Below are 22,665 nucleotides of genomic sequence, written 5' to 3'. Positions count from 1 at the left end.
TCACAATTTTTTGTACATATATCGCGAATCCACAATTTACGTAAAGGAGGTACTCAGAAATTAGTGAGCTGGCTCAAAATTAATTGCGCCAGCGGAGGAAGAGATGGGGTGAATTATAAACGTGAAACCTGCCTCGCCAACTGCATTAACGACTCGGCCAGCATTTCCCCTGAGACGCTCTCGGTGTTGGGCCTGCGTACGGTTTTGCGCTGGATGAGAGAAACAGGCAAAAGCTGATTCCCGGATTCGCTATGGCCGGCGGACATCGCTAAAAGTCGGTCGACACTTCCTCGCCCGAGAACAGGAAAATCCTGACGAATGGTTGTTAAGGGCGGTATGTAACAAGAACTGTCCTCGGTATCATCATAACCAATGACCGAGATATCCGTTCCTACGCGCAGACCATGTTCAGTGATGGCACGCATAACGCCCAGCGCCATTTGATCGTTGGCGACTAACATCGCCGTGGGAATCATGCCATTAAGCAACATTTGCTGCGTCTGTTGAAACCCGGATAATGCGCTCCAGTCCCCTTCAAGCACGGCGAAAGGCTGTAGCTGATGACGCTCCAGATGCTCATGCCAGCTTGCCAGACGCAGGCGAGCTGACACAGAGGTCGAGGTGGGGCCGGAGAATAACGCGATACGTTGATGGCCATGCGCCACAAGATGCTCCACGCCCAGACGCGCGCCCTCATCATGCGAGAAAACAATACTGTTAACCGGCGTACGCTCAGAGACATCCAGAAAAAGCACCGGCACGTTCCCGGCCGCACGGGCAACGCTCAGCGCATCGTCGTTCTCCAGTGGAACATTAATGATAATGCCGGTTACGCGTCGGGCCAGCAGGTTATGCACGGCCTTCTCACACGCTTCCACACCGCCAGACTCAACCATAGCAATAACCACACTCGCACCAGACTGATCGGCGCGTGATTTTATCGCCGCAACAATCTGAGACGGCGCATGCAACGCCAGATTTATCGTTGCAACGCCAATCAGCGGTGACTGTTTACCCGCAAGTTGCTGCGCGGCATGATTAGGAATGTAATTCAGCTCCTTCATGGCGGCTTCAACTTTCGCTCGCGTTTTCGCGGAAACGTGTTCGGCCTGATTCACCACTCTGGAGACCGTTTGATAGGAAACGCCAGCATGAGTTGCCACGTCGTAGAGCGTTACCGCTTTCACATTCAATATCCTGAAATCATTTGTCCTGATGCCATGATGCCATATCGCTAAGGATTTTCCTCTCTGAGAAAGCAACGACTTCACCGACAACGATGGCCTTTATGCGATGAAGCCGATCGATGCTTATCTCTGCTGCAGAAAATCGCGATAGGCCGCCACTACCTGTAAAAAATCTTCGACGCCGCACAGGGATAAACTCTCTTCGTCGTAGTAGTTCATCCCCTCTTCCATCTCGTCGCCGGTAAATTCAAGCTGATTTGCACGGATCATTACCTCTTCACCGTCCAGCCACAGCGTGTATTCGTGGCCCGCGCGCTGCCAGGTGCGCTCGCTGCCTTTAACCGCACGCGCCGCCTCTTCGACTTCATCCAACAGCGCCAGATTCTCTTTGACTTCTTCGTTAAACCAATGACCGACCACTTCGTGGCCCATCGACATACGCACCTTTACCCCTCCGGTAACGTCGCGCAGAAATTCGTAATCCATAATCGTCTTCCTCTGCAAAGGCAATGCGTCAGCGCTGCATTGTACCCATGCTGTAATTATCGCAGTCGCCAGGAAGAATAAAAGCGGAGCGGGTTGAAGGAATGGAAATAAAGTGCCTCTGGGAGGCGAAAGAGGGGCGATGGGTCAACTTCTGAGCATAATGGCGCCGGATGCATCGATTGTTGACCTGTCATAAAGTTGCCCCCCCACAACACACGCGTTTCTCCAGGCGAAGCCTGATAACTGCGTGTCACTTTCTGTTTTGCCGAGCACTCCTCCCCTTGTCCAGATAAAGACATCGTAGGCAAAAGATCTTACTCATATTGCGTTTTCAAAATATTATCTCGTTGATGATTAAAATTATTAAGGAGATTGGATGTATGCATTCATATTTCAAAGGGATACTCACCCTTGTATTCACTATAATTATTTCCACATCGACACTTGCAGAACCCTATGGTCATTATGACCTTAAAAAAATCCTGCCGGTCACGGAAACAAAATCGGGAAAAACATATCAATTCGATGTTGGTTATCTTGACCAGGTATTTTTAGATATCTACAAACATAGCTTTGCACCATTGTCACCACGATTTGATTCTCTTGAAGATCAAAAGCGAGCCCTCCGCGATACTCAAGTCCTGATGAAACTGCTAAATAATTACATCAGAACGATGCCAAACCCAAATTATCAAATACTTGGTCGAACTGCCCTCGTTAACCACATGGCCTATAGCATGGGAGTTTCAGATGCCGGGGCCACAGCCGAAAAACAGTACGAACACATGTTGTCATTGAAACCCAATGATCCCGATGCCCATTTTTACTATGGGATATTGCTATTAAATACATGCCAAATTGATAAATCAATCGAGCATCTGAGTGCATCTGTGGAAACAGGAAATAATAGAGCATCAATTTTATTAGCCACGGCTTACGTTATTTCTGGTAAAAATAAAAAAGCGCTCAACACTTTAGATACCCAACTCAATAAAGCACCAAATGACTCCAACGCAAAAAAACTACGCGATTTTATTGCATCAGGGAAAGCAAAAGAAGTCGTTGCCACTATGCAGGAAAAGAGTTGTGGGAAAAAATAAACAGCACCTGTAATAGCGGGCCAAATTGATGATAAAGTGCGCGTTGTTCATGCCGGATGCGGCGGAAACGCCTTATCCGGCCTACACAAGATATTGCAGAACGTGTTGGCCGGATAAGACGCAGCCGTCATCCGGCAAAAAAAAAGCCACTTTCCAAAAAAGTGGCTTTTCACAGCAGACTAAAACCTTAAACCGCAGTCTGGAAAATCACCCCGTCAGCTTTCTCGGTGTACTGAGAAAGTTGGTCAAAGTTCAGATAGCGGTAAGTATCGACCGCGGTTTTATCCACCTGTGCGACATAGGTCTGATACTCGTCCGGCGTTGGCAATTTGCCAATCAGCGCCGCGACGGCCGCCAGCTCCGCAGAAGCCAGGAAGACGTTCGCGCCAGTACCCAGACGGTTCGGGAAGTTACGGGTCGAGGTAGACACCACCGTCGCGCCGTCTGCCACACGCGCCTGGTTACCCATGCACAGTGAACAGCCCGGGATCTCGATACGCGCACCGCTCTTACCGAAGACGCTGTAGTAGCCCTCTTCCGTCAACTGCGCGGCATCCATACGGGTTGGCGGCGCCACCCACAGGCGCGTCGGCAGCTGGCCTTTATGCGCATCCAGCAGTTTACCCGCTGCACGGAAGTGACCGATGTTGGTCATGCAGGAACCGATAAACACTTCGTCGATCTTCTCGCCCTGAACGTCAGAGAGCAGACGCGCGTCATCCGGATCGTTCGGCGCACACAGAATCGGCTCTTTGATATCCGCCAGATCGATGTCGATCACCGCCGCGTATTCCGCATCCGCATCGCCTTCCAGCAGCTCAGGGTTCGCCAGCCATTTTTCCATGCCCTGAACACGACGTTCCAGCGTACGACGGTCGCCGTAACCTTCGGCAATCATCCACTTCAGCAGAACGATGTTGGAGTTCAGATACTCAATAATCGGCTCTTTGTTCAGCTTGATGGTACAACCGGCCGCAGAACGCTCAGCGGACGCATCAGTCAGTTCAAACGCTTGCTCGACTTTCAGATCCGGCAGACCTTCGATTTCCAGGATGCGGCCAGAGAAGATGTTTTTCTTGCCTTTCTTCTCCACGGTCAGCAGGCCTTGTTTGATCGCATACAGCGGGATCGCGTGTACCAGATCGCGCAGGGTGATACCCGGCTGCATTTTGCCTTTGAAGCGCACCAGAACGGATTCCGGCATATCCAGCGGCATTACGCCGGTGGCGGCAGCAAACGCGACCAGACCCGAGCCCGCCGGGAAGGAGATACCAATCGGGAAACGGGTATGGGAGTCACCGCCAGTACCGACGGTATCCGGCAACAGCATACGGTTGAGCCAGGAGTGGATTACGCCATCGCCCGGACGCAGAGAAACACCGCCACGGTTCATGATGAAGTCAGGCAGGGTGTGGTGGGTCGTGACGTCAACCGGCTTCGGATACGCCGCGGTATGACAGAAGGACTGCATCACCAGGTCAGAAGAGAAGCCCAGACACGCCAGGTCTTTCAGTTCATCACGGGTCATTGGGCCAGTGGTGTCCTGGGAGCCGACAGACGTCATTTTCGGTTCGCAGTACGCGCCCGGACGAATGCCTTTTACGCCGCAGGCACGGCCAACCATTTTCTGCGCCAGCGAGTAACCACGGTTGCTTTCCGCCACGTCTTTCGCCTGACGGAACACATCGCTGTGCGGCAGGCCGAGAGATTCACGCGCTTTGGTGGTCAGGCCGCGACCAATGATCAGCGGGATACGACCACCGGCACGCACTTCATCAATCAGCACGTCGGTTTTCAGTTCAAAGCTTGCCAGCAGTTCACCGGTTTCGTGATTACGCACTTCGCCTTTGAACGGGTAAACGTCAATCACGTCGCCCATGTTCAGGTCATTAACGTCCACTTCAATTGGCAGCGCGCCCGCATCTTCCATGGTATTAAAGAAGATAGGTGCGATTTTACCGCCGAGAACCAGGCCACCGCCGCGTTTGTTCGGTACATACGGGATATCGTCCCCCATGAACCACAGCACGGAGTTGGTCGCAGATTTACGTGAAGAACCGGTGCCGACAACATCACCCACATAAGCCAGCGGGAAACCTTTTTCCTGCAACGCTTCGATCTGTTTGATCGGGCCCACCACGCCCGGTTGATCGGGTTCGATCCCTTCACGGGCGTTTTTCAGCATCGCCAGCGCGTGCAGCGGGATATCCGGGCGCGACCAGGCATCCGGTGCCGGAGAAAGATCATCGGTGTTGGTTTCACCGGTCACCTTGAAGACGGTAACGGTAATTTTTTCAGCCAGCGGCGGACGGCTCAGGAACCATTCGGCATCAGCCCAGGATTGAATTACCTGCTTCGCGTAAGCGTTGCCCGCTTTCGCTTTTTCTTCTACATCGTAGAAGTTATCGAACATCAGCAGGGTGTGGGAGAGCGCTTTGGCAGCAATCGGTGCCAGTTTCGCATCGTCCAGCGCGTCGATCAGCGGATGAATGTTGTAGCCGCCCTGCATGGTGCCCAGCAGTTCGATAGCTTTTTCAGGAGTGATCAGCGGGGAAGTCGCTTCGCCTTTGGCGACAGCAGCAAGGAATCCGGCTTTGACGTAGGCAGCTTCATCAACGCCCGGCGGTACACGGTTAATCAACAGGTCTAACAGGAATTCTTCTTCGCCAGCAGGCGGGTTCTTCAGCAGCTCAACCAGCGCGGCCATTTGGGTTGCGTCCAGGGGTTTTGCAACAATCCCTTCAGCGGCACGCTCAGCTACGTGCTCACGGTATTCTTTTAGCACGACGGTATCTCCTCGCTCTCATTGTCATATGCGGTCGGCTCTTCTTCACGCTCCTGTGAGACAGCAGTTTGTAGGGGGTATGCCGGGTACCGCAATGGGCAGAATAGCAGGATTTTAGAGAGGTGTTAATCTGTTTACAAAAAAGCAACATAAAATATTGGCTGAATCGTTAAGGATGGTCTATAAACAGTACCCTTCCCTTAAACGGGGAATTTTTAGCTGCAATGTTTGCTCACATAATTCCCTGCCTTGATTATTCATCGGCGCAATTTATCCCAAGATTAGTCAAAAATTAAACTATCGTCTCTTTATACTCACGCTCCATTATCCCTGCCAAATGCAGGCGCTTCGATCAGACGATTTCTTCCGAAATCGGGAGTATAACTATGAACCTGCCCTTTAAGCCTCATGTCCTCGCGCTGATATGCAGCGCGGGATTGCTTGCCGCAGCCGGTACGCTGTACGTCAAAAGCCGCACGCCGGAAGAACCTGCGTCCGTGCCCGCGGCTGCCGTTGCCGCACCGGTGACCACGCCAGCACCGGTACCCGCTCCTGAGGTGAAAACCACCTACACACCCGCGCAAATTAACCAATGGGTTGCCCCAATTGCGCTTTACCCAGACGCCCTGCTGTCACAGGTCTTGATGGCTGCCACCTATCCGGCGAATGTCGTTCAGGCGGCTCAGTGGTCGAAGGATCATCCCTCGCTGCAGGGGGACGCCGCGATTCAGGGCGTGTCTGACCAACCGTGGGATGCGAGCGTAAAATCGCTTGTCGCCTTCCCAACGTTGATGTCCATGATGGGGCAGGATCCGGTTTGGGTCGAAAATCTGGGTAATGCCTTCCTGGCACAGCCGCAGGATGTGATGGATGCGGTACAGCAGTTGCGTGCCCTGGCGCAGCAAACCGGCGCGTTAAAGTCGACGCCACAGCAAACGGTCACCAGCGTGCCGAAAGCGGCGGTTGCCCCGGCCTCAACTGCGGCGCCCGCCACGCAAACAACCGTGCAAAAATCGGCTCCGTCATCGTCAACAATCATTAAAATCGAGCCTGCCGACCCACAGGTGGTGTACGTGCCGAGCTACAATCCGTCAACGGTGTACGGCGCCTGGCCAACTCCCGCCTACCCGCCCGTGTATATTCCCCCGTCTCCCGGCGAAGAGTTTACCAACAGTCTGGTAAAAGGCTTCGGCTACAGTTTGGGCGTCGCCACCACCTACGCGCTATTCAGCAATATCGACTGGGACGATGACGACGACCATCATCATCATCATCATCATGACGATGATGATTATCACCGGGATGGTTATAGCCATAATGGCGATAACATCAACATTAACGTCAATAATTTCAACCACATCACGGGGCAGAATTTGAATGGGCAAACCCTGCGCTGGCAGCATAACCCGGCGTACCGTAATCAGGTGCCCTACCCCAATAACAGCGTGGCAAATCAGTTTCACCCAACCAACGTATCGGGCGGCCTGAGCGCAACCCAGACGCCGGTAACCCGCGACAGCCAACGCCAGGCAGCGATGAATAAACTGGCGGAAGGCGGTATTAAAACGCCGTCTCAGCCGATCGCCGCTGTGCAAAAAGATGCGCAGCGTCAGGCGGCATCGAAACAGCTACAGCACATTGCCCAACGCGATAACTACCGTGGTTACGACACGCCGCGCACGTCCACACAGCGTGAAGCATCAAAAGCGCAAATACAGCAGCGGCTCAATAGTCGTACGCCAGAACAGCGCCAGCAACGGCAGGAAGCGGTGCAGCAACGGCGTAGCGCTACCACACCGGAACAGCGCCAGCAACGTCAGGAAAACGTCCGTCAGCATGTGAATACACGACATGACAATGTTTTTAGCGGCAACGAAAGTCGCGGGCCCTCCTGGCAGCAACAGGCGCAGCGCGGGCAGCAAAGCCGTAACATTGTGCGTAGCAGCAACCACGAAGCCCTTCGTGAACGGGCTGCTGAACACCGTGAATTTCACCGTCGATAAGAGAGCACATCATGAAAAAGATCTTTCTCAGCTCGCTGCTGTTCTCGCTTCCCCTGGTGAGTTTTGCCCAGCAGCAGTTTGCTCATCCCCTCGACGCCGCAACAGCTTTTGCCGATGCGGTCACCACGCGCAATGAACCACAGCTTACCGCGCTGTTGGGCGATGACTGGCGGCAATTTTTACCGCCGGATGGCGCAGACCCAGAAGCCGTCGCCCGTTTTGAACGTGACTGGAAAATCAGCCATCGCATCGATCAACAAGGCGATACGGCGCATATCAATGTCGGTGCCGATAACTGGCAGCTCCCCTTGCCGATCGTCAAAACCGAGGCAGGCTGGCATTTTGATATGCAGGCGGCGCAGGATGAAATCATTACCCGCACCATCGGGCGCAACGAACTTTCGGCGATTGGTGCAATGCACGCCTACGTTGATGCGCAGGAAGATTACCATCTGAGAAAACAGCGTTACGCCAGCAAGCTTATCAGTAGCGCCGGTCAGCAGGACGGACTTTACTGGCCGATACAGCCCGACGAAGCGCCGAGCCCGCTGGGGCCAGCGTTCAGCCCGGTGATGCCGGGAGAAGGTTATCACGGCTACCGTTTTCGCATTATCGACAGTAATCAATCCGACGGCTTTGCCCTGATAGCCTGGCCGGTGGAGTATGGCGAAACTGGAGTAATGAGCTTTATTGTCAGCCAGGACGATCGGGTCTATCAGGCAGACTTCGGTGAGGAAACGGCGAAGAACGTAGCGGCAATAACCCGTTTTGACACGCAGGCACCGTGGCAACCGGAAGAGTAACAGGTGTAAAAAAAGCGGCTGATTAGCCGCTTTTTATTTGCCGGATGACGGCTGACGCCTTATTCGGCCTCCCTAATCGTAGGCCGGATAAGCGAGGCGCCATCAGGCGTCGTCGCGCAGAAACTTACTTCTTCTTCGCTTTCGGGTTTGGCAGGTCGGTGATGCTACCTTCGTACACTTCTGCGGCCAGGCCAACAGATTCGTGCAGCGTCGGGTGAGCATGGATGGTCAGCGCGATATCTTCCGCGTCACAACCCATCTCGATAGCCAGGCCGATTTCGCCCAGCAGCTCGCCGCCGTTGGTGCCGACAATCGCGCCACCGATAACACGGTGAGATTCTTTGTCGAAAATCAGTTTGGTCATACCGTCTGCGCAGTCAGAAGCGATAGCACGGCCAGAAGCTGCCCACGGGAAGGTGGCGGTTTCGTAGCTGATGCCTTTCTCTTTCGCTTCTTTCTCAGTCAGGCCAACCCATGCCACTTCTGGTTCAGTGTAGGCAATGGATGGGATAACTTTCGGGTCGAAGTAGTGTTTCTTACCTGCGATAACTTCAGCGGCAACGTGGCCTTCATGAACACCTTTGTGCGCCAGCATCGGCTGACCGACGATATCGCCGATAGCAAAGATGTGCGGCACGTTAGTGCGCAGCTGTTTGTCAACGCGGATGAAGCCACGGTCGTCCACTTCCACGCCTGCTTTGCCTGCGTCGAGGTTTTTACCGTTCGGTACACGGCCGATTGCCACCAGCACGGCATCGTAACGCTGTGCTTCAGAAGGTGCTTTTTTGCCTTCCATGGAAACGTAAATACCGTCTTCTTTCGCTTCAACGGCAGTTACTTTGGTTTCCAGCATCAGGTTGAATTTCTTGCTGATGCGTTTAGTGAAGACTTTCACCACGTCTTTGTCGGCAGCCGGGATAACCTGGTCGAACATTTCAACCACGTCAATCTCTGAACCCAGCGCGTGGTACACGGTACCCATTTCCAGACCGATGATACCGCCGCCCATAACCAGCAGACGTTTCGGTACTTCTTTCAGTTCCAGCGCATCGGTGGAATCCCACACGCGCGGATCTTCATGAGGAATAAACGGCAGTTCAATTGGACGGGAACCCGCCGCGATGATTGCATTGTCGAAGTTGATGACGGTTTTGCCGTTTTCGCCTTCCACTTCCAGGGTGTTCGCCCCGGTAAATTTACCCAGACCGTTAACCACTTTCACTTTACGGCCTTTGGCCATACCGGCCAGACCGCCAGTTAGTTGGGTGATAACTTTTTCTTTCCAGGTACGAATCTTGTCGATATCGGTTTTCGGCTCGCCGAAGACGATACCGTGTTCAGCCAGTGCTTTGGCTTCTTCGATAACTTTTGCTACGTGCAGCAGTGCTTTAGAAGGGATGCAGCCGACGTTCAGACAAACACCGCCGAGGGTGCTGTAACGTTCTACGATGACGGTCTCCAGACCTAAATCCGCGCAACGGAAAGCAGCAGAGTAGCCTGCCGGGCCCGCCCCAAGTACCACGACCTGAGTTTTAATTTCAGTACTCATCATGACCTCTTAATTATTTCCGGCGGTCCTGGGTACTCTTGTCGCCCATATCCACCGGGACGTTCTATCCGCGTTTATATTACAAAATTGTTAACAATTTTGAAACAACAAACGGCAAACGATTTTGTCCTTTGTTGCTAATAACCCCAAAACGACAACGAGATTATCAGAAAAAAGCCGGCCGTCAGGCCGGCTTTTTCGATTACATCACCAGGCGACGAATGTCAGACAGTGTGTTGTTGATGATGGTGATAAAGCGCGCACCATCAGCACCGTCGATCACGCGGTGGTCGAAGGAGAGAGAGATAGGCATCATCAGACGCGGTACAAACTCTTTCCCGTTCCAGACCGGCTCCATTGCCGATTTGGAGACACCAAGGATAGCCACTTCCGGCGCGTTAACAATCGGTGCGAAGTGGGTCGTCCCCAGGCCGCCGATGCTGGAGATAGTGAAGCAACCGCCCTGCATTTCGCCAGCCGTCAGCTTACCATCACGCGCTTTTTTGGAGATGGTGGTCAATTCGCGAGACAGCTCGGTGATGCTCTTCTTGTTCACGTCTTTAAAGACCGGAACCACCAGGCCGTTCGGGGTATCAACCGCCACACCAATGTTGATGTATTTCTTCAGCGTCAGTTTCTGGCCATCTTCGGACAGAGAGCTGTTGAAGCGAGGCATCTGTTCCAGAGCCGCGGCAACCGCTTTCATGATGAACACAACCGGGGTGAATTTCACATCCAGTTTGCGCTTCTCAGCTTCAGCGTTCTGCTGTTTACGGAACGCTTCCAGATCGGTGATATCGGTTTTGTCGAAGTGCGTAACGTGCGGGATCATCACCCAGTTACGGCTCAGGTTAGCACCAGAGATTTTCTGGATACGGCCCAGTTCAACTTCTTCGATTTCACCAAACTTGCTGAAGTCCACTTTCGGCCAAGGCAGCATGCCCGGGATACCGCCGCCAGTGGCAGCAGCCGGTGCAGATTCAGCACGTTTCACCGCGTCTTTCACGTAAGCCTGAACGTCTTCGCGCAGGATACGGCCTTTACGACCCGTACCTTTCACTTTCGCCAGGTTCACGCCGAATTCGCGTGCCAGGCGACGAATCACCGGCGTTGCGTGGACGTAAGCGTCATTTTCTGCGAAGTCAGACTTGCCTTCAGCTTTCGCCGCCGGAGCCGGAGCGGCCGCAGGTGCCGGAGCAGCAGCCTGAGCCGGTGCAGCAGCCGGAGCCGCGGCAGGCGCAGCGCCTTCCACTTCGAAGACCATAATCAGGGAGCCGGTTTTCACTTTATCGCCGGTGCTGATTTTGATCTCTTTTACGGTGCCCGCGAACGGAGCCGGCACTTCCATAGAGGCTTTGTCGCCTTCTACGGTGATCAGAGACTGTTCAGCTTCGATTTTGTCGCCAACTTTAACCATCACTTCGGTAACTTCAACTTCGTCGCCACCGATATCTGGTACGTTAACATCTTTCGCGCCGGATGCAGCCGGAGCAGCCGCCGCCGGTGCAGCTTCCGCTTTCGCCGGAGCCGCAGCGCCTGCTTCACCCGCCACTTCGAAGACCATGATCAGCGAGCCAGTAGACACTTTATCGCCGGTGTTGATTTTGATCTCTTTAACCACGCCCGCGAACGGAGCCGGAACTTCCATAGAGGCTTTGTCGCCTTCTACGGTGATCAGAGACTGTTCAGCCGCGATGGTGTCGCCCACTTTAACCATGATCTCAGTGACTTCAACTTCGTCGCCGCCGATATCCGGTACGTGAACGTCTTTCGCCGCTGCCGCAGCAGGTGCTGCTGCCGGAGCCGCTTCTTTCTTCTCTTCTGCCTTGGCAGGTGCAGCGTCAGCTGCACCATCGGCGGAATCGAAAATCATGATCAGTTTACCGGTCTCGGTTTTGTCGCCGACAGAGACTTTAATCTCTTTAACCACGCCAGCCTGCGGAGACGGAACTTCCATAGAGGCTTTATCGCCTTCTACGGTGATCAGCGACTGTTCAGCTTCAACTTTGTCGCCCACTTTGACCAGGATCTCGGTGATTTCAACTTCATCAGACCCGATATCCGGTACTTTGATTTCGATAGCCATTATTCTTTTACCTCTTACGCCAGACGCGGGTTAACTTTTTCTGCATCGATGTTGAATTTGGTAATTGCGTCAGCAACCACTTTCTTATCGATTTCGCCACGTTTAGCCAGTTCGCCCAGCGCCGCTACAACCACATAGGAAGCATCAACTTCGAAGTGGTGACGCAGGTTTTCACGGCTGTCGGAACGACCGAAGCCATCAGTACCCAGTACACGGTAGTCATCAGCCGGTACATAAGTACGAACCTGCTCGGCGAACAGTTTCATATAGTCGGTGGAAGCCACAGCCGGAGCATCGTTCATCACCTGAGCGATGTACGGAACGCGCGGGGTTTCCATCGGGTGCAGCATGTTCCAGCGCTCACAATCCTGACCATCACGCGCCAGTTCAGTGAAGGACGTTACGCTATAAACGTCAGAACCTACGCCGTAATCTTTCGCCAGGATCTGTGCTGCTTCACGAACGTGACGCAGGATAGAACCGGAGCCCAGCAGCTGAACTTTACCTTTGCTACCTTCAACGGTTTCGAGTTTGTAGATACCCTTACGGATACCTTCCTCAGCACCTTCCGGCATTGCCGGCATGTGGTAGTTTTCGTTCAGCGTGGTGATGTAGTAGTAAACGTTCTCTTGTTTCTCACCGTACATACGTTCCAGACCATCATGCATGATGACCGCAACTTCGTACGCGTAAGACGGATCGTAAGAGATACAGTTCGGGATAGTCAGAGACTGAATATGGCTGTGACCATCTTCGTGCTGCAGACCTTCACCGTTCAGGGTCGTACGACCAGAAGTACCACCGATCAGGAAGCCGCGAGCCTGCTGGTCGCCTGCCTGCCAGCACAGGTCACCGATACGCTGGAACCCGAACATGGAGTAGTAAATATAGAACGGGATCATCGGCAGGTTGTTGGTGCTGTAAGAGGTCGCAGCAGCCAGCCAGGATGCGCCAGCACCCAGTTCGTTGATACCTTCCTGCAGGATCTGACCTTTCTCGTCTTCTTTGTAGTAAGCAACCTGCTCACGGTCCTGCGGGGTGTACTGCTGGCCGTTCGGGCTGTAAATACCAATCTGACGGAACAGACCTTCCATACCGAAAGTACGCGCTTCATCAGCAATGATTGGAACCAGACGATCTTTAATCGACTTGTTCTTCAGCATCACGTTCAGGGCACGAACGAAAGCGATAGTGGTAGAGATCTCTTTGTTCTGCTCTTCCAGCAGCGGCGCGAAATCTTCCAGAGTCGGCAGTTCCAGCTTCTCAGAGAAGTGGGTCTGACGGCTCGGCAGGTAACCGTGCAGTTTCTGACGCTGTGCATGCAGATAAGTATGCTCTGGAGAACCTTCCGGGAAGGTCAGGTAAGAGAGGTTTTCAACCTGCTCGTCGGTCACCGGCACATTGAAACGGTCGCGAATGTAACGCACGCCGTCCATGTTCATTTTCTTAACCTGGTGAGCGATGTTTTTACCTTCAGCGGTATCACCCATGCCGTAACCTTTAATGGTATGGGCCAGGATAACCGTTGCTTTGCCTTTAGTTTCCTGCGCTTTTTTCAGTGCAGCGTAGACTTTCTTCGGATCGTGACCACCACGGTTCAGTGCCCAGATCTGCTCATCAGTCCAGTCTGCAACCAGGGCTGCGGTTTCCGGATATTTACCGAAGAAGTGCTCACGCACGTAAGCGCCATCTTTGGATTTGAAGGTCTGATAATCGCCGTCGACGGTTTCTTCCATCAACTGGATCAGTTTACCGCTGGTGTCTTTACGCAGCAGCTCATCCCAACGGCTACCCCAGATAACCTTGATAACGTTCCAGCCAGCACCACCGAAGATGCCTTCCAGTTCGTTGATGATCTTGCCGTTACCGGTGACCGGGCCATCCAGACGTTGCAGGTTACAGTTGATCACGAAGACCAGGTTATCCAGTTTTTCACGGGTGGCGATAGTGATCGCACCTTTGGATTCCGGTTCGTCCATCTCGCCATCGCCGAGGAACGCGTAAACGGTTTGTTTAGAGGTATCTTTCAGGCCACGGTGTTCCAGATATTTCAGGAATTTAGCCTGGTAGATCGCACCGATTGGGCCCAGACCCATTGATACGGTCGGGAACTGCCAGAATTCCGGCATCAGTTTCGGGTGCGGGTAAGAGGACAAGCCCTTACCGTGAACTTCCTGACGGAAGTTGTTCATTTGTTCTTCGGTCAGGCGACCTTCAAGGAACGCACGTGCGTAAACGCCCGGAGAGATGTGGCCCTGGAAGTAAACCAGATCGCCGCCATCCTGCTCGTTGCGTGCACGGAAGAAGTGGTTAAAGCACACTTCGTAGAAGGTTGCGGAAGACTGGAAGGATGCCATGTGGCCACCCAGTTCCAGATCTTTTTTGGATGCGCGCAGAACGGTCATGATCGCGTTCCAGCGGATAGCAGAGCGAATACGACGTTCCAGATCCAGATCGCCCGGGTATTCCGGTTCGTCTTCAACGGCAATAGTGTTTACATAACCGCTAGCACCTGCACCAGCAGCTACCTGAACGCCGCCTTTACGGGCTTCAGACAGCACCTGGTCGATCAGATACTGAGCGCGCTCAACACCTTCTTCACGGATAACCGATTCGATCGCCTGTAACCAGTCGCGAGTTTCGATCGGATCCACGTCATTTGGGAAACGTTCTGACATGGGGTTTTCCTTATCTATCTAGTACGTTGATTTATCTGGAACCTGTCCCATTGTGCTTTCACGGGAAAACACAATAAGACAGGTTCTGTGTTTAGTTGCCGTGCGCCTGATGGCGCTTTTCTCATCTTCTGGTAAAACCGCTGCCAGAAAAAACTCAATCCTTGCGCTGTTGCAGGCGACGTAACGAGCGTTCACGGCGGCTCTGTTCACGACTCCTGTCCAGCAAAATCTCTTCAATAAAGGCCAGGTGACGGTGCGACGCTTCACGCGCCTGCTCCGGCTCACCGGCGACAATCGCCTCGAAAATTCGGGTGCGATGATTGCTGACCTGCGGAAGCATCTCCCGACGGGCATACAGCAACTCGAAGTTCTGCCGAACGTTTTGTGCCAACATCGGCTCCATACACCTTAGCAAATGGAGCAGCACCACATTGTGGGCGGCTTCGGTCACGGCGATTTGATACTGGACGACGGCGCTCGACTCCGCGTCGAGGTCGCCCGATTGTTGAGCCCGTTCGATGGCCTGATGTAATTCACGAATACGTTCGCGATCTTCATCAGTGCTGCGCAGTGCCGCGTAATAGGCCGCGATACCTTCAAGCGCGTGACGGGTTTCAAGCAGATCAAACTGGGATTCAGGGTGGTCGGACAGAAGCTCAACCAGCGGATCGCTGAAGCTCTGCCATAGGCTGCTTTGTACAAAAGTCCCGCCGCCCTGGCGACGAAGCAGTAACCCTTTCGCTTCGAGACGTTGAATCGCCTCACGCAGCGAGGGACGGGATACGTCGAACTGTTTCGCCAGTTCGCGTTCAGGTGGAAGTTTTTCGCCGGGGCGTAACGTCCCCTCAAGAATCAAAAACTCCAACTGCTGCTCAATCACATCAGAAAGTTTTGGTTGGCGGATTTTGCTGTAGGCCATAGTTCCCTGTACCTGCCATTAGCCCGGAGTCAATTGGTCTTACCAATTTCAAGTTCGTAGCGGTAAAGTAACAAAGTATTCACCTTCTGTCCATACAGGTTTTGATTGAAATCAGTAAACCACGCACTTTTTAACAACATTACAGAAATGATGTTTCAGAATTGTAACCTTGCACAAAAAATGTCTTTACCACGTTGGAAGTACAATTAACGAAAAATATACGAAAACTACGCAAACTGAAGCGTTTCACTTCACCAACCATTGAATATTTATGCATTTATTGTTGATTAAACGTACATGCTTACCCACTTCTGGGGCAGGCTGCTACACTTACAACTGGTTTCTTTTTATTCAATCCGTCATCAACCATTCATAAAGCAGGTGCATTTCTGCGCGCTTACCACTATTCTTCCCAGGACGAAAGAGTTCCTCTCATTTTTATTAGTTCTCTTTCGTAAACATAAAAATACAGGAAACGGAATCCCTTGATTACACACGTACAAATAACAACCACACACGAGGTTTCATGATGGAAGGTCAACAGCACAGCGACCAGCTGAAGCGCGGCCTCAAAAACCGCCATATCCAGCTGATTGCGCTGGGTGGAGCTATCGGTACCGGCCTGTTTCTCGGCAGTGCCTCCGTTATCCAGTCAGCCGGTCCGGGCATTATTCTGGGTTATGCCATTGCAGGCTTTATAGCCTTCCTGATCATGCGCCAGTTGGGTGAAATGGTCGTCGAAGAGCCGGTAGCCGGGTCATTCAGCCACTTCGCTTATAAATACTGGGGCAGCTTCGCCGGCTTCGCGTCAGGCTGGAACTACTGGGTACTGTACGTACTGGTTGCCATGGCGGAACTCACCGCGGTCGGTAAATACATCCAGTTCTGGTATCCGGAAATCCCGACCTGGGCTTCCGCTGCGGCCTTCTTTATTCTGATCAACGCCATCAACCTCACCAATGTAAAAGTGTTTGGTGAAATGGAGTTCTGGTTCGCCATCATTAAAGTGGTTGCCGTTGTCGGGATGATCCTGTTCGGCGGCTGGTTGCTTTTCAGCGGTAACGCGGGCCCTCAGGCGACGGTTCGCAACCTGTGGGAACAGGGCGGATTCCTGCCGCACGGCATGCAAGGCCTGGTAATGATGATGGCTATCATCATGTTCTCCTTCGGTGGGCTTGAGCTGGTGGGTATCACCGCCGCAGAAGCCGATAACCCGGAGCAAAGCATTCCAAAAGCCACCAACCAGGTGATTTACCGTATTCTGATTTTCTATGTGGGTTCACTGGCGGTTCTGCTTTCTCTGCTGCCGTGGACGCGCGTCACCGCTGATGTCAGCCCGTTTGTTCTGATCTTCCACGAACTGGGCGATACCCTGGTGGCTAACGCACTGAACGTTGTGGTTCTGACTGCCGCGCTTTCCGTTTACAACAGTTGCGTCTACTGCAACAGCCGTATGCTGTTCGGCCTGGCCCAGCAGGGAAATGCGCCAAAAGCGCTGCTCTCCGTTGATAAACGCGGCGTACCGGTCAATACCATTCTGGTTTCCGCCGTGGTGACCGCGCTGTGTGTGCTGATCAACTACCTGGCACCGGAATCCGCGTTCGGCCTGCTGATGGCGCTGGTGGTCTCCGCGCTGGTAATCAACTGGGCGATGATTAGCCTTGCACACATGAAATTCCGCAAAGCGAAACAGCAACAGGGCGTTACACCGCGCTTCCCGGCGCTGTTCTACCCGCTTGGCAACTGGGTTTGCCTGCTGTTCATGGTCGCAGTGCTGGTTATCATGCTGATGACGCCGGGCATGGCGATTTCCGTATACCTGATCCCGGTATGGATCTGCATTCTGGGCGTCGGCTTTATGGTGAAACAGAAGGGTGCGAAAACGGCCGTGAAGGCACATTAATCACTTCTCAGGCCCCTTCCCTGTGGAAGGGGCCGACTCTGTTACCCGCTTCACACTTTCCTCTGCTCAGCTATTTAGTCCATATCCTCGCCGTTATACTGCAACGCATTTCGCGGGCCACCAGCCAATAATTCTCTCCATACCGTCAGAGGGAGTTTCGGCAATGAATAACAATAAGTTATCAATCAAAGAGAAAATTGGTTATGGCATGGGAGATGCCGGATGTAACATCATCTTCGGCGCTATCATGCTGTTCGTTAACTATTTTTATACTGATATTTTTGGACTCGCCCCGGCGCTGGTCGGCGTTCTGCTGCTTTCCGTTCGCGTCATTGATGCCGTCACCGATCCCATTATGGGGGCGCTCGCCGACCGTACCCGCAGTAAATATGGGCGATTTCGTCCATGGTTACTGTGGATGGCGTTCCCCTACGCATTATTCAGCGTACTGATGTTTACCACGCCGGAATGGACTTATAGCAGCAAAGTTATCTATGCCTTTGTGACCTACTTCCTGCTGTCGATTACCTATACCGCCATCAATATTCCTTACTGCTCGTTGGGTAGCGTCATCACCAATGACCCAAAAGAGCGCGTTGCCTGCCAGTCCTATCGCTTCGTGCTGGTCGGTATCGCCACGTTGCTGCTGTCATTGACCCTGCTTCCAATGGTGGACTGGTTTGGCGGTGGTGATAAAGCTAAAGGCTACCAGATGGCGATGACCGTACTGGCGTTTATCGGCATGTGTATGTTCCTGTTCTGCTTTGCCACGGTGCGCGAGCGCGTTAAACCCGCTGTGCAGACCAACGATGAGCTGAAACAAGACCTGAAAGATGTGTGGAAAAATGACCAGTGGGTGCGCATCCTGCTGCTGACACTGTGTAACGTTTGCCCGGGCTTTATCCGTATGGCGGCGACCATGTATTACGTCACCTGGGTGATGGGCCAGAGCACGCATTTCGCCACGCTGTTTATCAGCCTCGGCGTCGTCGGGATGATGTTCGGCAGTATGCTGGCGAAGGTGCTCACCGACCGCTGGTGTAAGCTCAAGGTCTTCTTCTGGACCAACATTGCGCTGGCTATCTTCTCAATCGCCTTCTACTTCTTCGACCCGCACGCGACGGTCATGATCGTGGTGCTCTACTTCCTGCTCAATATCCTGCACCAGATCCCTTCCCCGCTGCACTGGTCGCTGATGGCGGACGTCGATGACTACGGCGAGTGGAAAACCGGTAAACGTATTACCGGGATCAGCTTCTCCGGTAACCTCTTCTTCCTTAAGGTCGGGCTGGCGATTGCAGGCGCAATGGTGGGCTTCCTGCTCTCCTGGTATGGCTACGATGCAGGCGCGAAGCAGCAAAGCGAAACTACGCTCAACGGTATCATGCTGTTGTTTACCGTCATTCCAGGCGTCGGGTATCTGATTACCGCCGGAATTGTGCGGATGCTGAAAGTTGACCGTGAACTGATGAAACAGATTCAGTCCGATCTGGAAAAACGTCGCGAAAACTATCGTGAACTGAATGAATACCAGGCAGAAAAAATCACCGAGCACGTAAGGAAAGCATAATGAATCACTGGCCCAATCCTTTTATTGAACAACGCGCCGATCCCTTCATTTTGCAGCATCAGGGAGCGTATTACTTTATCGCCTCGGTGCCGGAGTACGACCGGCTGGAAATCCGCCGCGCCGCCAGCCTTGACGGGCTGCGCAGTGCCGAACCGGTTGTTGTCTGGCGTAAACCCGAAAGCGGCCCGATGTGCGAGCTTATCTGGGCGCCGGAACTGCATAAGATTGGCGGTCAATGGGTGATTTACTTCGCCGCCGCACCTACGCAGGCGCTGGACTCTCTGGGCATGTTCCAGCACCGGATGTATGCGCTGACCTGCGATGATGCGGATCCACTCAGCGGAGAATGGGTTGAGCGGGGCCAGGTAAAAACCCCGTTCGATACCTTCAGCCTGGACGCTACCACATTCCATCATCAGGGAAAACAGTGGTATCTGTGGGCGCAAAAATCGCCGGAGATTGCCGGAAACTCCAACATCTATCTGGCTGAACTGGAAAACCCGTGGACGATAAAAGGTGAACCGGTGATGCTCAGTAAACCAGAGTTCGAGTGGGAGTGTCGGGGTTTTCTGGTCAACGAAGGGCCCGCGGTGCTGGTGCATGGCGATAAGCTCTTTGTCAGCTACTCAGCCAGCGCTACGGATGAAAACTACTGCATGGGTCTGCTGTGGATTGATTTTAACGCCGATATGACGACGCCGGAAAACTGGCATAAATCACCGCAGCCGGTGTTCACCACCAGTTATGAAAACCGCCAGTACGGGCCCGGGCATAATAGCTTTACCCAAACGCCTGATGGCGAGGATGTGTTGGTGTATCACGCGAGGAATTACACGGAGATTGAAGGCGACCCGTTATATGATCCGAATCGCCATACGCGGTTGAAACTGGTGCGCTGGCAGGAAGATGGCATGCCGGATTTCGGCGTGCCGCCTGCGGATACGATCTAAGCCGTTGCCCGGGAGCGCTCGCGCATACCGGGCAGACAAATCCCCCCGTAGGCCGGATAAGCGTCAGCGCATCCGGCACTACCCGCACCACTCCATGAATCCTTACACCAGCGTCCCATAAATGGTCAGCAGCGCCATAATCACCACCACCACAAACGAGGTTTTCTTCGCCATTGATACCGCCGCTTTTGGCGTCTCAACGCGGTCAACGTGCGGCTCACGCGCCAGCGAATACTGTGCCAGTTGCGTCAGCACCTGGTATTGCGAAGTATGGCGATCGCCCAGCGAAGCAAACCACGCAGGCAGCGCCTTCTCACCATGACCAAGCAGCGCGTAAACCACGCCCACCAGCCGCACCGGGATCCAGTCCACAATATGCAAAATGGCATCGATACCTGACTGCAAACGATGATGTGGCGTCTGATAACGCGCAAGCCAGGACTGCCACGCGCGCAGGAACGAATAGCCCATCAGCAGCACCGGCCCCCACGGGCCGCCAACAACAAACCAGAACAGCGGGGCAAGGTAGAAGCGGTAGTTAATCCACATCAGCGCATTTTGCAGCTCGCGCAGAAACTCGCGCTCATCGCATCCCGATGGCACGCCGTGGATCATCGTCAACTCGCAGGCCATCGCATCACGCGCGTGGCTATCATTGAGCGATGCCGCCTTCAGGTATGCGTGATAGTGCAGCCGCACGCGCCCTGCGCCAATGCACAGCAGGCCGAGTAAAATCCAGAACACCAGCAGCGGGACGTTAAACAGCAGCCCGTCGAGCGCGCGCTGAATTAAAAACACCACCACCATCGCTACCGCCGTCATCAGCAGTGTGGCAGCAAAGGAAAAGCGTTTGATGCGGCGGAACAACACTTCCAGCCGATGGTCGAGCTGCCAGTGCTCGCCGAGCTTGAATAAACGCTCGGCAATCAGTACCAGCAACGTGGTAAACAGCGTCATGTCATCTCCTTATCTGACGAAGGGGCGACCAGTGCGCGAAAACGAGCCCAGTCAAACGCCGGGCCCGGATCGGTTTTGCGCACGGGTGCGATATCACAGTGTCCTGCCATATTATCGGCGATAGCCGGATAAATCGTTATCAGCGCCTGGGTTAACGCCGCCAGTTGCTGATACTGCACATCGGTGTAGGCCAGCGTATCGGTGCCTTCCAGCTCAATGCCAATCGAAAAATCATTACAGCGCTCGCGGCCCTGGTATTCGGACACCCCCGCATGCCAGGCGCGCTTATCGAAAGGAACATACTGCACAATTTCCCCGTCACGGCGAATCAGACAATGGGCAGAAACGCGCAGATGGGAAATCTCGGCGAAAAAAGGATGGGCGTCAGGGTCGAGCGTGCCGGTAAACAGCGCATCTATCCATGGGCCGCCAAATTCGCCAGGGGGTAAACTGATATTGTGAACAACCAGCAATGACGGGGTTTCATCGTCCGGGCGGCAGTCAAAGTGTGGCGACGGTACATGACGCGCGCCCACCAGCCATCCCTCATCTAACAACATGCTGGATCTCCTTATGTGTGGTGCTGATTCTCGGTTCAGAGTAGCATGTTTAAACCTTTCGAATCGTTACCAATTTGGAGTTTTATCATGCCGCCTCGCCGCTACAACCCAGACCACCGACGTGACGCGCTTCTGGAACGTATCAATCTCGACATTCCCAACGCCGTGGCACAGGCGCTCCGTGAAGATCTGGGCGGAGAAGTGGATGCCAATAACGACATTACCGCACAACTTCTGCCAGCAGAAACGCGCTCTCACGCGGTAGTGATCACCCGTGAAGACGGCGTCTTCTGCGGAAAGCGCTGGGTTGAAGAGGTATTTATTCAACTGGCGGGCGACGATGTCACGCTGACGTGGCACGTAGACGATGGCGACCTGCTGAAAGCCAACCAGCCGCTGTTTGAAATCGATGGCCCTTCCCGCGTCCTGCTGACCGGTGAACGCACCGCGCTCAATTTCGTGCAAACCCTCTCGGGCGTTGCCAGTGAAGTGCGTCGCTATGTCGATTTACTGGAAGGCACTAAAACGCAATTACTCGATACCCGCAAAACGCTGCCAGGCCTCCGTACCGCGCTAAAATACGCCGTGCTGTGCGGCGGCGGCGCGAATCACCGTCTGGGTCTTTCCGATGCGTTCCTGATTAAAGAAAACCATATCATCGCTTCTGGCTCCGTGCGTCAGGCGGTGGAAAAAGCCTTCTGGCTGCACCCGGATGTGCCGGTGGAAGTGGAAGTGGAAAACCTGGAAGAGCTGGAAGACGCGCTGAAAGCCGGCGCCGATATCATCATGCTCGATAACTTTGACACCGAACTGATGCGTCAGGCTGTCGCCATCACTAATGGCCGGGCTCGACTGGAAGTCTCCGGCAACGTAACCTTTGACACCATTCGCGAATTCGCCGAAACCGGCGTGGATTATATCTCCGTTGGCGCACTGACCAAGCACGTCCGCGCGTTAGACCTCTCCATGCGTTTCCGTTAGTTCCCACAATCCGGCCTGCTCTCTGTGCAGGCCGGACAAGCACATCCCCTCCAGTCATTTTCCGCCCCCCCTTCCATTTTTCATGTCGTCTTCTGCAACGCATGAAAACGCTCTGGAACGCGCTTTCCTGAAATGATTTTTGCCCCTC

The 22,665-nt window shown here is 53.6% G+C and carries 16 protein-coding genes; 7 read left to right on the top strand and 9 right to left on the bottom strand.

The window, feature by feature from the left end:
• Positions 1-113: 113 nt before the first annotated feature.
• Together DBY68_RS09040 and yacL are read right to left on the bottom strand one after the other, a co-directional pair.
• Positions 114-1,196, bottom strand: a complete 1,083-nt coding sequence (locus DBY68_RS09040; RefSeq protein WP_146745446.1) for a LacI family DNA-binding transcriptional regulator — start codon at positions 1,194-1,196, stop codon at positions 114-116.
• A 114-nt stretch (positions 1,197-1,310) separates the two neighbouring features.
• Entirely contained in the window at positions 1,311-1,673 is a 363-nt protein-coding gene (gene yacL, locus DBY68_RS09035) for a protein YacL (protein ID WP_108475571.1), read from the bottom strand.
• A gap of 380 nt (positions 1,674-2,053) precedes the next feature.
• Between yacL and DBY68_RS09030 the strand changes: the two genes are divergently transcribed.
• A complete protein-coding gene (locus DBY68_RS09030; protein ID WP_108475570.1) occupies positions 2,054-2,773 on the top strand; it encodes a hypothetical protein in 720 nt (239 codons plus the stop codon).
• A 187-nt stretch (positions 2,774-2,960) separates the two neighbouring features.
• Here DBY68_RS09030 and acnB read toward each other — a convergent pair whose 3' ends face one another.
• Entirely contained in the window at positions 2,961-5,558 is a 2,598-nt protein-coding gene (gene acnB / locus DBY68_RS09025) for a bifunctional aconitate hydratase 2/2-methylisocitrate dehydratase (RefSeq protein ID WP_108475569.1), read from the bottom strand.
• 386 nt (positions 5,559-5,944) lie between these two features.
• Between acnB and DBY68_RS09015 the strand changes: the two genes are divergently transcribed.
• Complete coding sequence (locus DBY68_RS09015; RefSeq protein ID WP_108475568.1) at positions 5,945-7,561, top strand: DUF3300 domain-containing protein; 1,617 nt, start codon at positions 5,945-5,947, stop codon at positions 7,559-7,561.
• A gap of 11 nt (positions 7,562-7,572) precedes the next feature.
• Entirely contained in the window at positions 7,573-8,364 is a 792-nt protein-coding gene (locus tag DBY68_RS09010) for a DUF2950 family protein (protein WP_108475567.1), read from the top strand.
• 124 nt (positions 8,365-8,488) lie between these two features.
• Here DBY68_RS09010 and lpdA read toward each other — a convergent pair whose 3' ends face one another.
• The 4 genes from lpdA to pdhR form a co-directional block, all read right to left on the bottom strand.
• On the bottom strand, positions 8,489-9,913 hold the full coding sequence (gene lpdA / locus DBY68_RS09005) for a dihydrolipoyl dehydrogenase (protein WP_108475566.1): 1,425 nt from the start codon (positions 9,911-9,913) through the stop codon (positions 8,489-8,491).
• Between the two features lie 202 nt (positions 9,914-10,115).
• The gene (aceF, locus tag DBY68_RS09000) at positions 10,116-11,999 is read right to left on the bottom strand and encodes a pyruvate dehydrogenase complex dihydrolipoyllysine-residue acetyltransferase (RefSeq protein ID WP_108475565.1); all 1,884 of its coding nucleotides are present in this window, start codon (positions 11,997-11,999) and stop codon (positions 10,116-10,118) included.
• Positions 12,000-12,013: 14 nt separating this feature from the next.
• Complete coding sequence (gene aceE / locus DBY68_RS08995; protein WP_108475564.1) at positions 12,014-14,677, bottom strand: pyruvate dehydrogenase (acetyl-transferring), homodimeric type; 2,664 nt, start codon at positions 14,675-14,677, stop codon at positions 12,014-12,016.
• 154 nt (positions 14,678-14,831) lie between these two features.
• On the bottom strand, positions 14,832-15,596 hold the full coding sequence (gene pdhR / locus DBY68_RS08990; protein WP_015965898.1) for a pyruvate dehydrogenase complex transcriptional repressor PdhR: 765 nt from the start codon (positions 15,594-15,596) through the stop codon (positions 14,832-14,834).
• Positions 15,597-16,122: 526 nt separating this feature from the next.
• On the opposite strand from pdhR, the gene aroP reads away from it, so the two are divergent.
• The 3 genes from aroP (at position 16,123) to DBY68_RS08970 (ending at position 20,019) form a co-directional block, all read left to right on the top strand.
• Complete coding sequence (gene aroP, locus DBY68_RS08980) at positions 16,123-17,499, top strand: aromatic amino acid transporter AroP (protein ID WP_108475562.1); 1,377 nt, start codon at positions 16,123-16,125, stop codon at positions 17,497-17,499.
• 163 nt (positions 17,500-17,662) lie between these two features.
• Complete coding sequence (locus DBY68_RS08975; RefSeq protein ID WP_108475561.1) at positions 17,663-19,069, top strand: MFS transporter; 1,407 nt, start codon at positions 17,663-17,665, stop codon at positions 19,067-19,069.
• Complete coding sequence (locus DBY68_RS08970) at positions 19,069-20,019, top strand: family 43 glycosylhydrolase (protein ID WP_108475560.1); 951 nt, start codon at positions 19,069-19,071, stop codon at positions 20,017-20,019. The genes DBY68_RS08975 and DBY68_RS08970 overlap by 1 nt, the downstream gene beginning before the upstream one ends.
• A 102-nt stretch (positions 20,020-20,121) precedes the next feature.
• On the opposite strand, the gene ampE is transcribed toward DBY68_RS08970, so the two are convergent.
• Complete coding sequence (ampE, locus tag DBY68_RS08965) at positions 20,122-20,976, bottom strand: beta-lactamase regulator AmpE (protein ID WP_108475559.1); 855 nt, start codon at positions 20,974-20,976, stop codon at positions 20,122-20,124.
• Positions 20,973-21,536, bottom strand: coding sequence for a 1,6-anhydro-N-acetylmuramyl-L-alanine amidase AmpD (gene ampD / locus DBY68_RS08960; protein WP_108475558.1), 564 nt, complete (start codon positions 21,534-21,536; stop codon positions 20,973-20,975). The genes ampE and ampD overlap by 4 nt, the downstream gene beginning before the upstream one ends.
• Positions 21,537-21,623: 87 nt before the next feature.
• On the opposite strand from ampD, the gene nadC reads away from it, so the two are divergent.
• Complete coding sequence (nadC, locus tag DBY68_RS08955; protein ID WP_108475557.1) at positions 21,624-22,517, top strand: carboxylating nicotinate-nucleotide diphosphorylase; 894 nt, start codon at positions 21,624-21,626, stop codon at positions 22,515-22,517.
• The last annotated feature ends 148 nt before the right edge of the window (positions 22,518-22,665 follow it).

The organism is Pseudocitrobacter sp. RIT415, from assembly GCF_003057695.2.
Lineage (GTDB): Bacteria > Pseudomonadota > Gammaproteobacteria > Enterobacterales > Enterobacteriaceae > Pseudocitrobacter > Pseudocitrobacter faecalis.
The sequence above is the reverse complement of the archived record's forward strand: the minus strand, read 5'-3'. Positions and strand labels throughout refer to the sequence as shown.

Bases quoted from the DNA above. Each gene is read 5' to 3' on its own strand.
- yacL (WP_108475571.1), bottom strand. From the start codon at position 1,673: ATGGATTACGAATTTCTGCGCGACGTTACCGGAGGGGTAAAGGTGCGT.
- DBY68_RS09030 (WP_108475570.1), top strand. From the start codon at position 2,054: ATGCATTCATATTTCAAAGGGATACTCACCCTTGTATTCACTATAATT.
- DBY68_RS09015 (WP_108475568.1), top strand. From the start codon at position 5,945: ATGAACCTGCCCTTTAAGCCTCATGTCCTCGCGCTGATATGCAGCGCG.
- DBY68_RS09010 (WP_108475567.1), top strand. From the start codon at position 7,573: ATGAAAAAGATCTTTCTCAGCTCGCTGCTGTTCTCGCTTCCCCTGGTG.
- lpdA (WP_108475566.1), bottom strand. From the start codon at position 9,913: ATGAGTACTGAAATTAAAACTCAGGTCGTGGTACTTGGGGCGGGCCCG.
- aceF (WP_108475565.1), bottom strand. From the start codon at position 11,999: ATGGCTATCGAAATCAAAGTACCGGATATCGGGTCTGATGAAGTTGAA.
- aceE (WP_108475564.1), bottom strand. From the start codon at position 14,677: ATGTCAGAACGTTTCCCAAATGACGTGGATCCGATCGAAACTCGCGAC.
- pdhR (WP_015965898.1), bottom strand. From the start codon at position 15,596: ATGGCCTACAGCAAAATCCGCCAACCAAAACTTTCTGATGTGATTGAG.
- aroP (WP_108475562.1), top strand. From the start codon at position 16,123: ATGATGGAAGGTCAACAGCACAGCGACCAGCTGAAGCGCGGCCTCAAA.
- DBY68_RS08975 (WP_108475561.1), top strand. From the start codon at position 17,663: ATGAATAACAATAAGTTATCAATCAAAGAGAAAATTGGTTATGGCATG.
- DBY68_RS08970 (WP_108475560.1), top strand. From the start codon at position 19,069: ATGAATCACTGGCCCAATCCTTTTATTGAACAACGCGCCGATCCCTTC.
- ampE (WP_108475559.1), bottom strand. From the start codon at position 20,976: ATGACGCTGTTTACCACGTTGCTGGTACTGATTGCCGAGCGTTTATTC.
- ampD (WP_108475558.1), bottom strand. From the start codon at position 21,536: ATGTTGTTAGATGAGGGATGGCTGGTGGGCGCGCGTCATGTACCGTCG.
- nadC (WP_108475557.1), top strand. From the start codon at position 21,624: ATGCCGCCTCGCCGCTACAACCCAGACCACCGACGTGACGCGCTTCTG.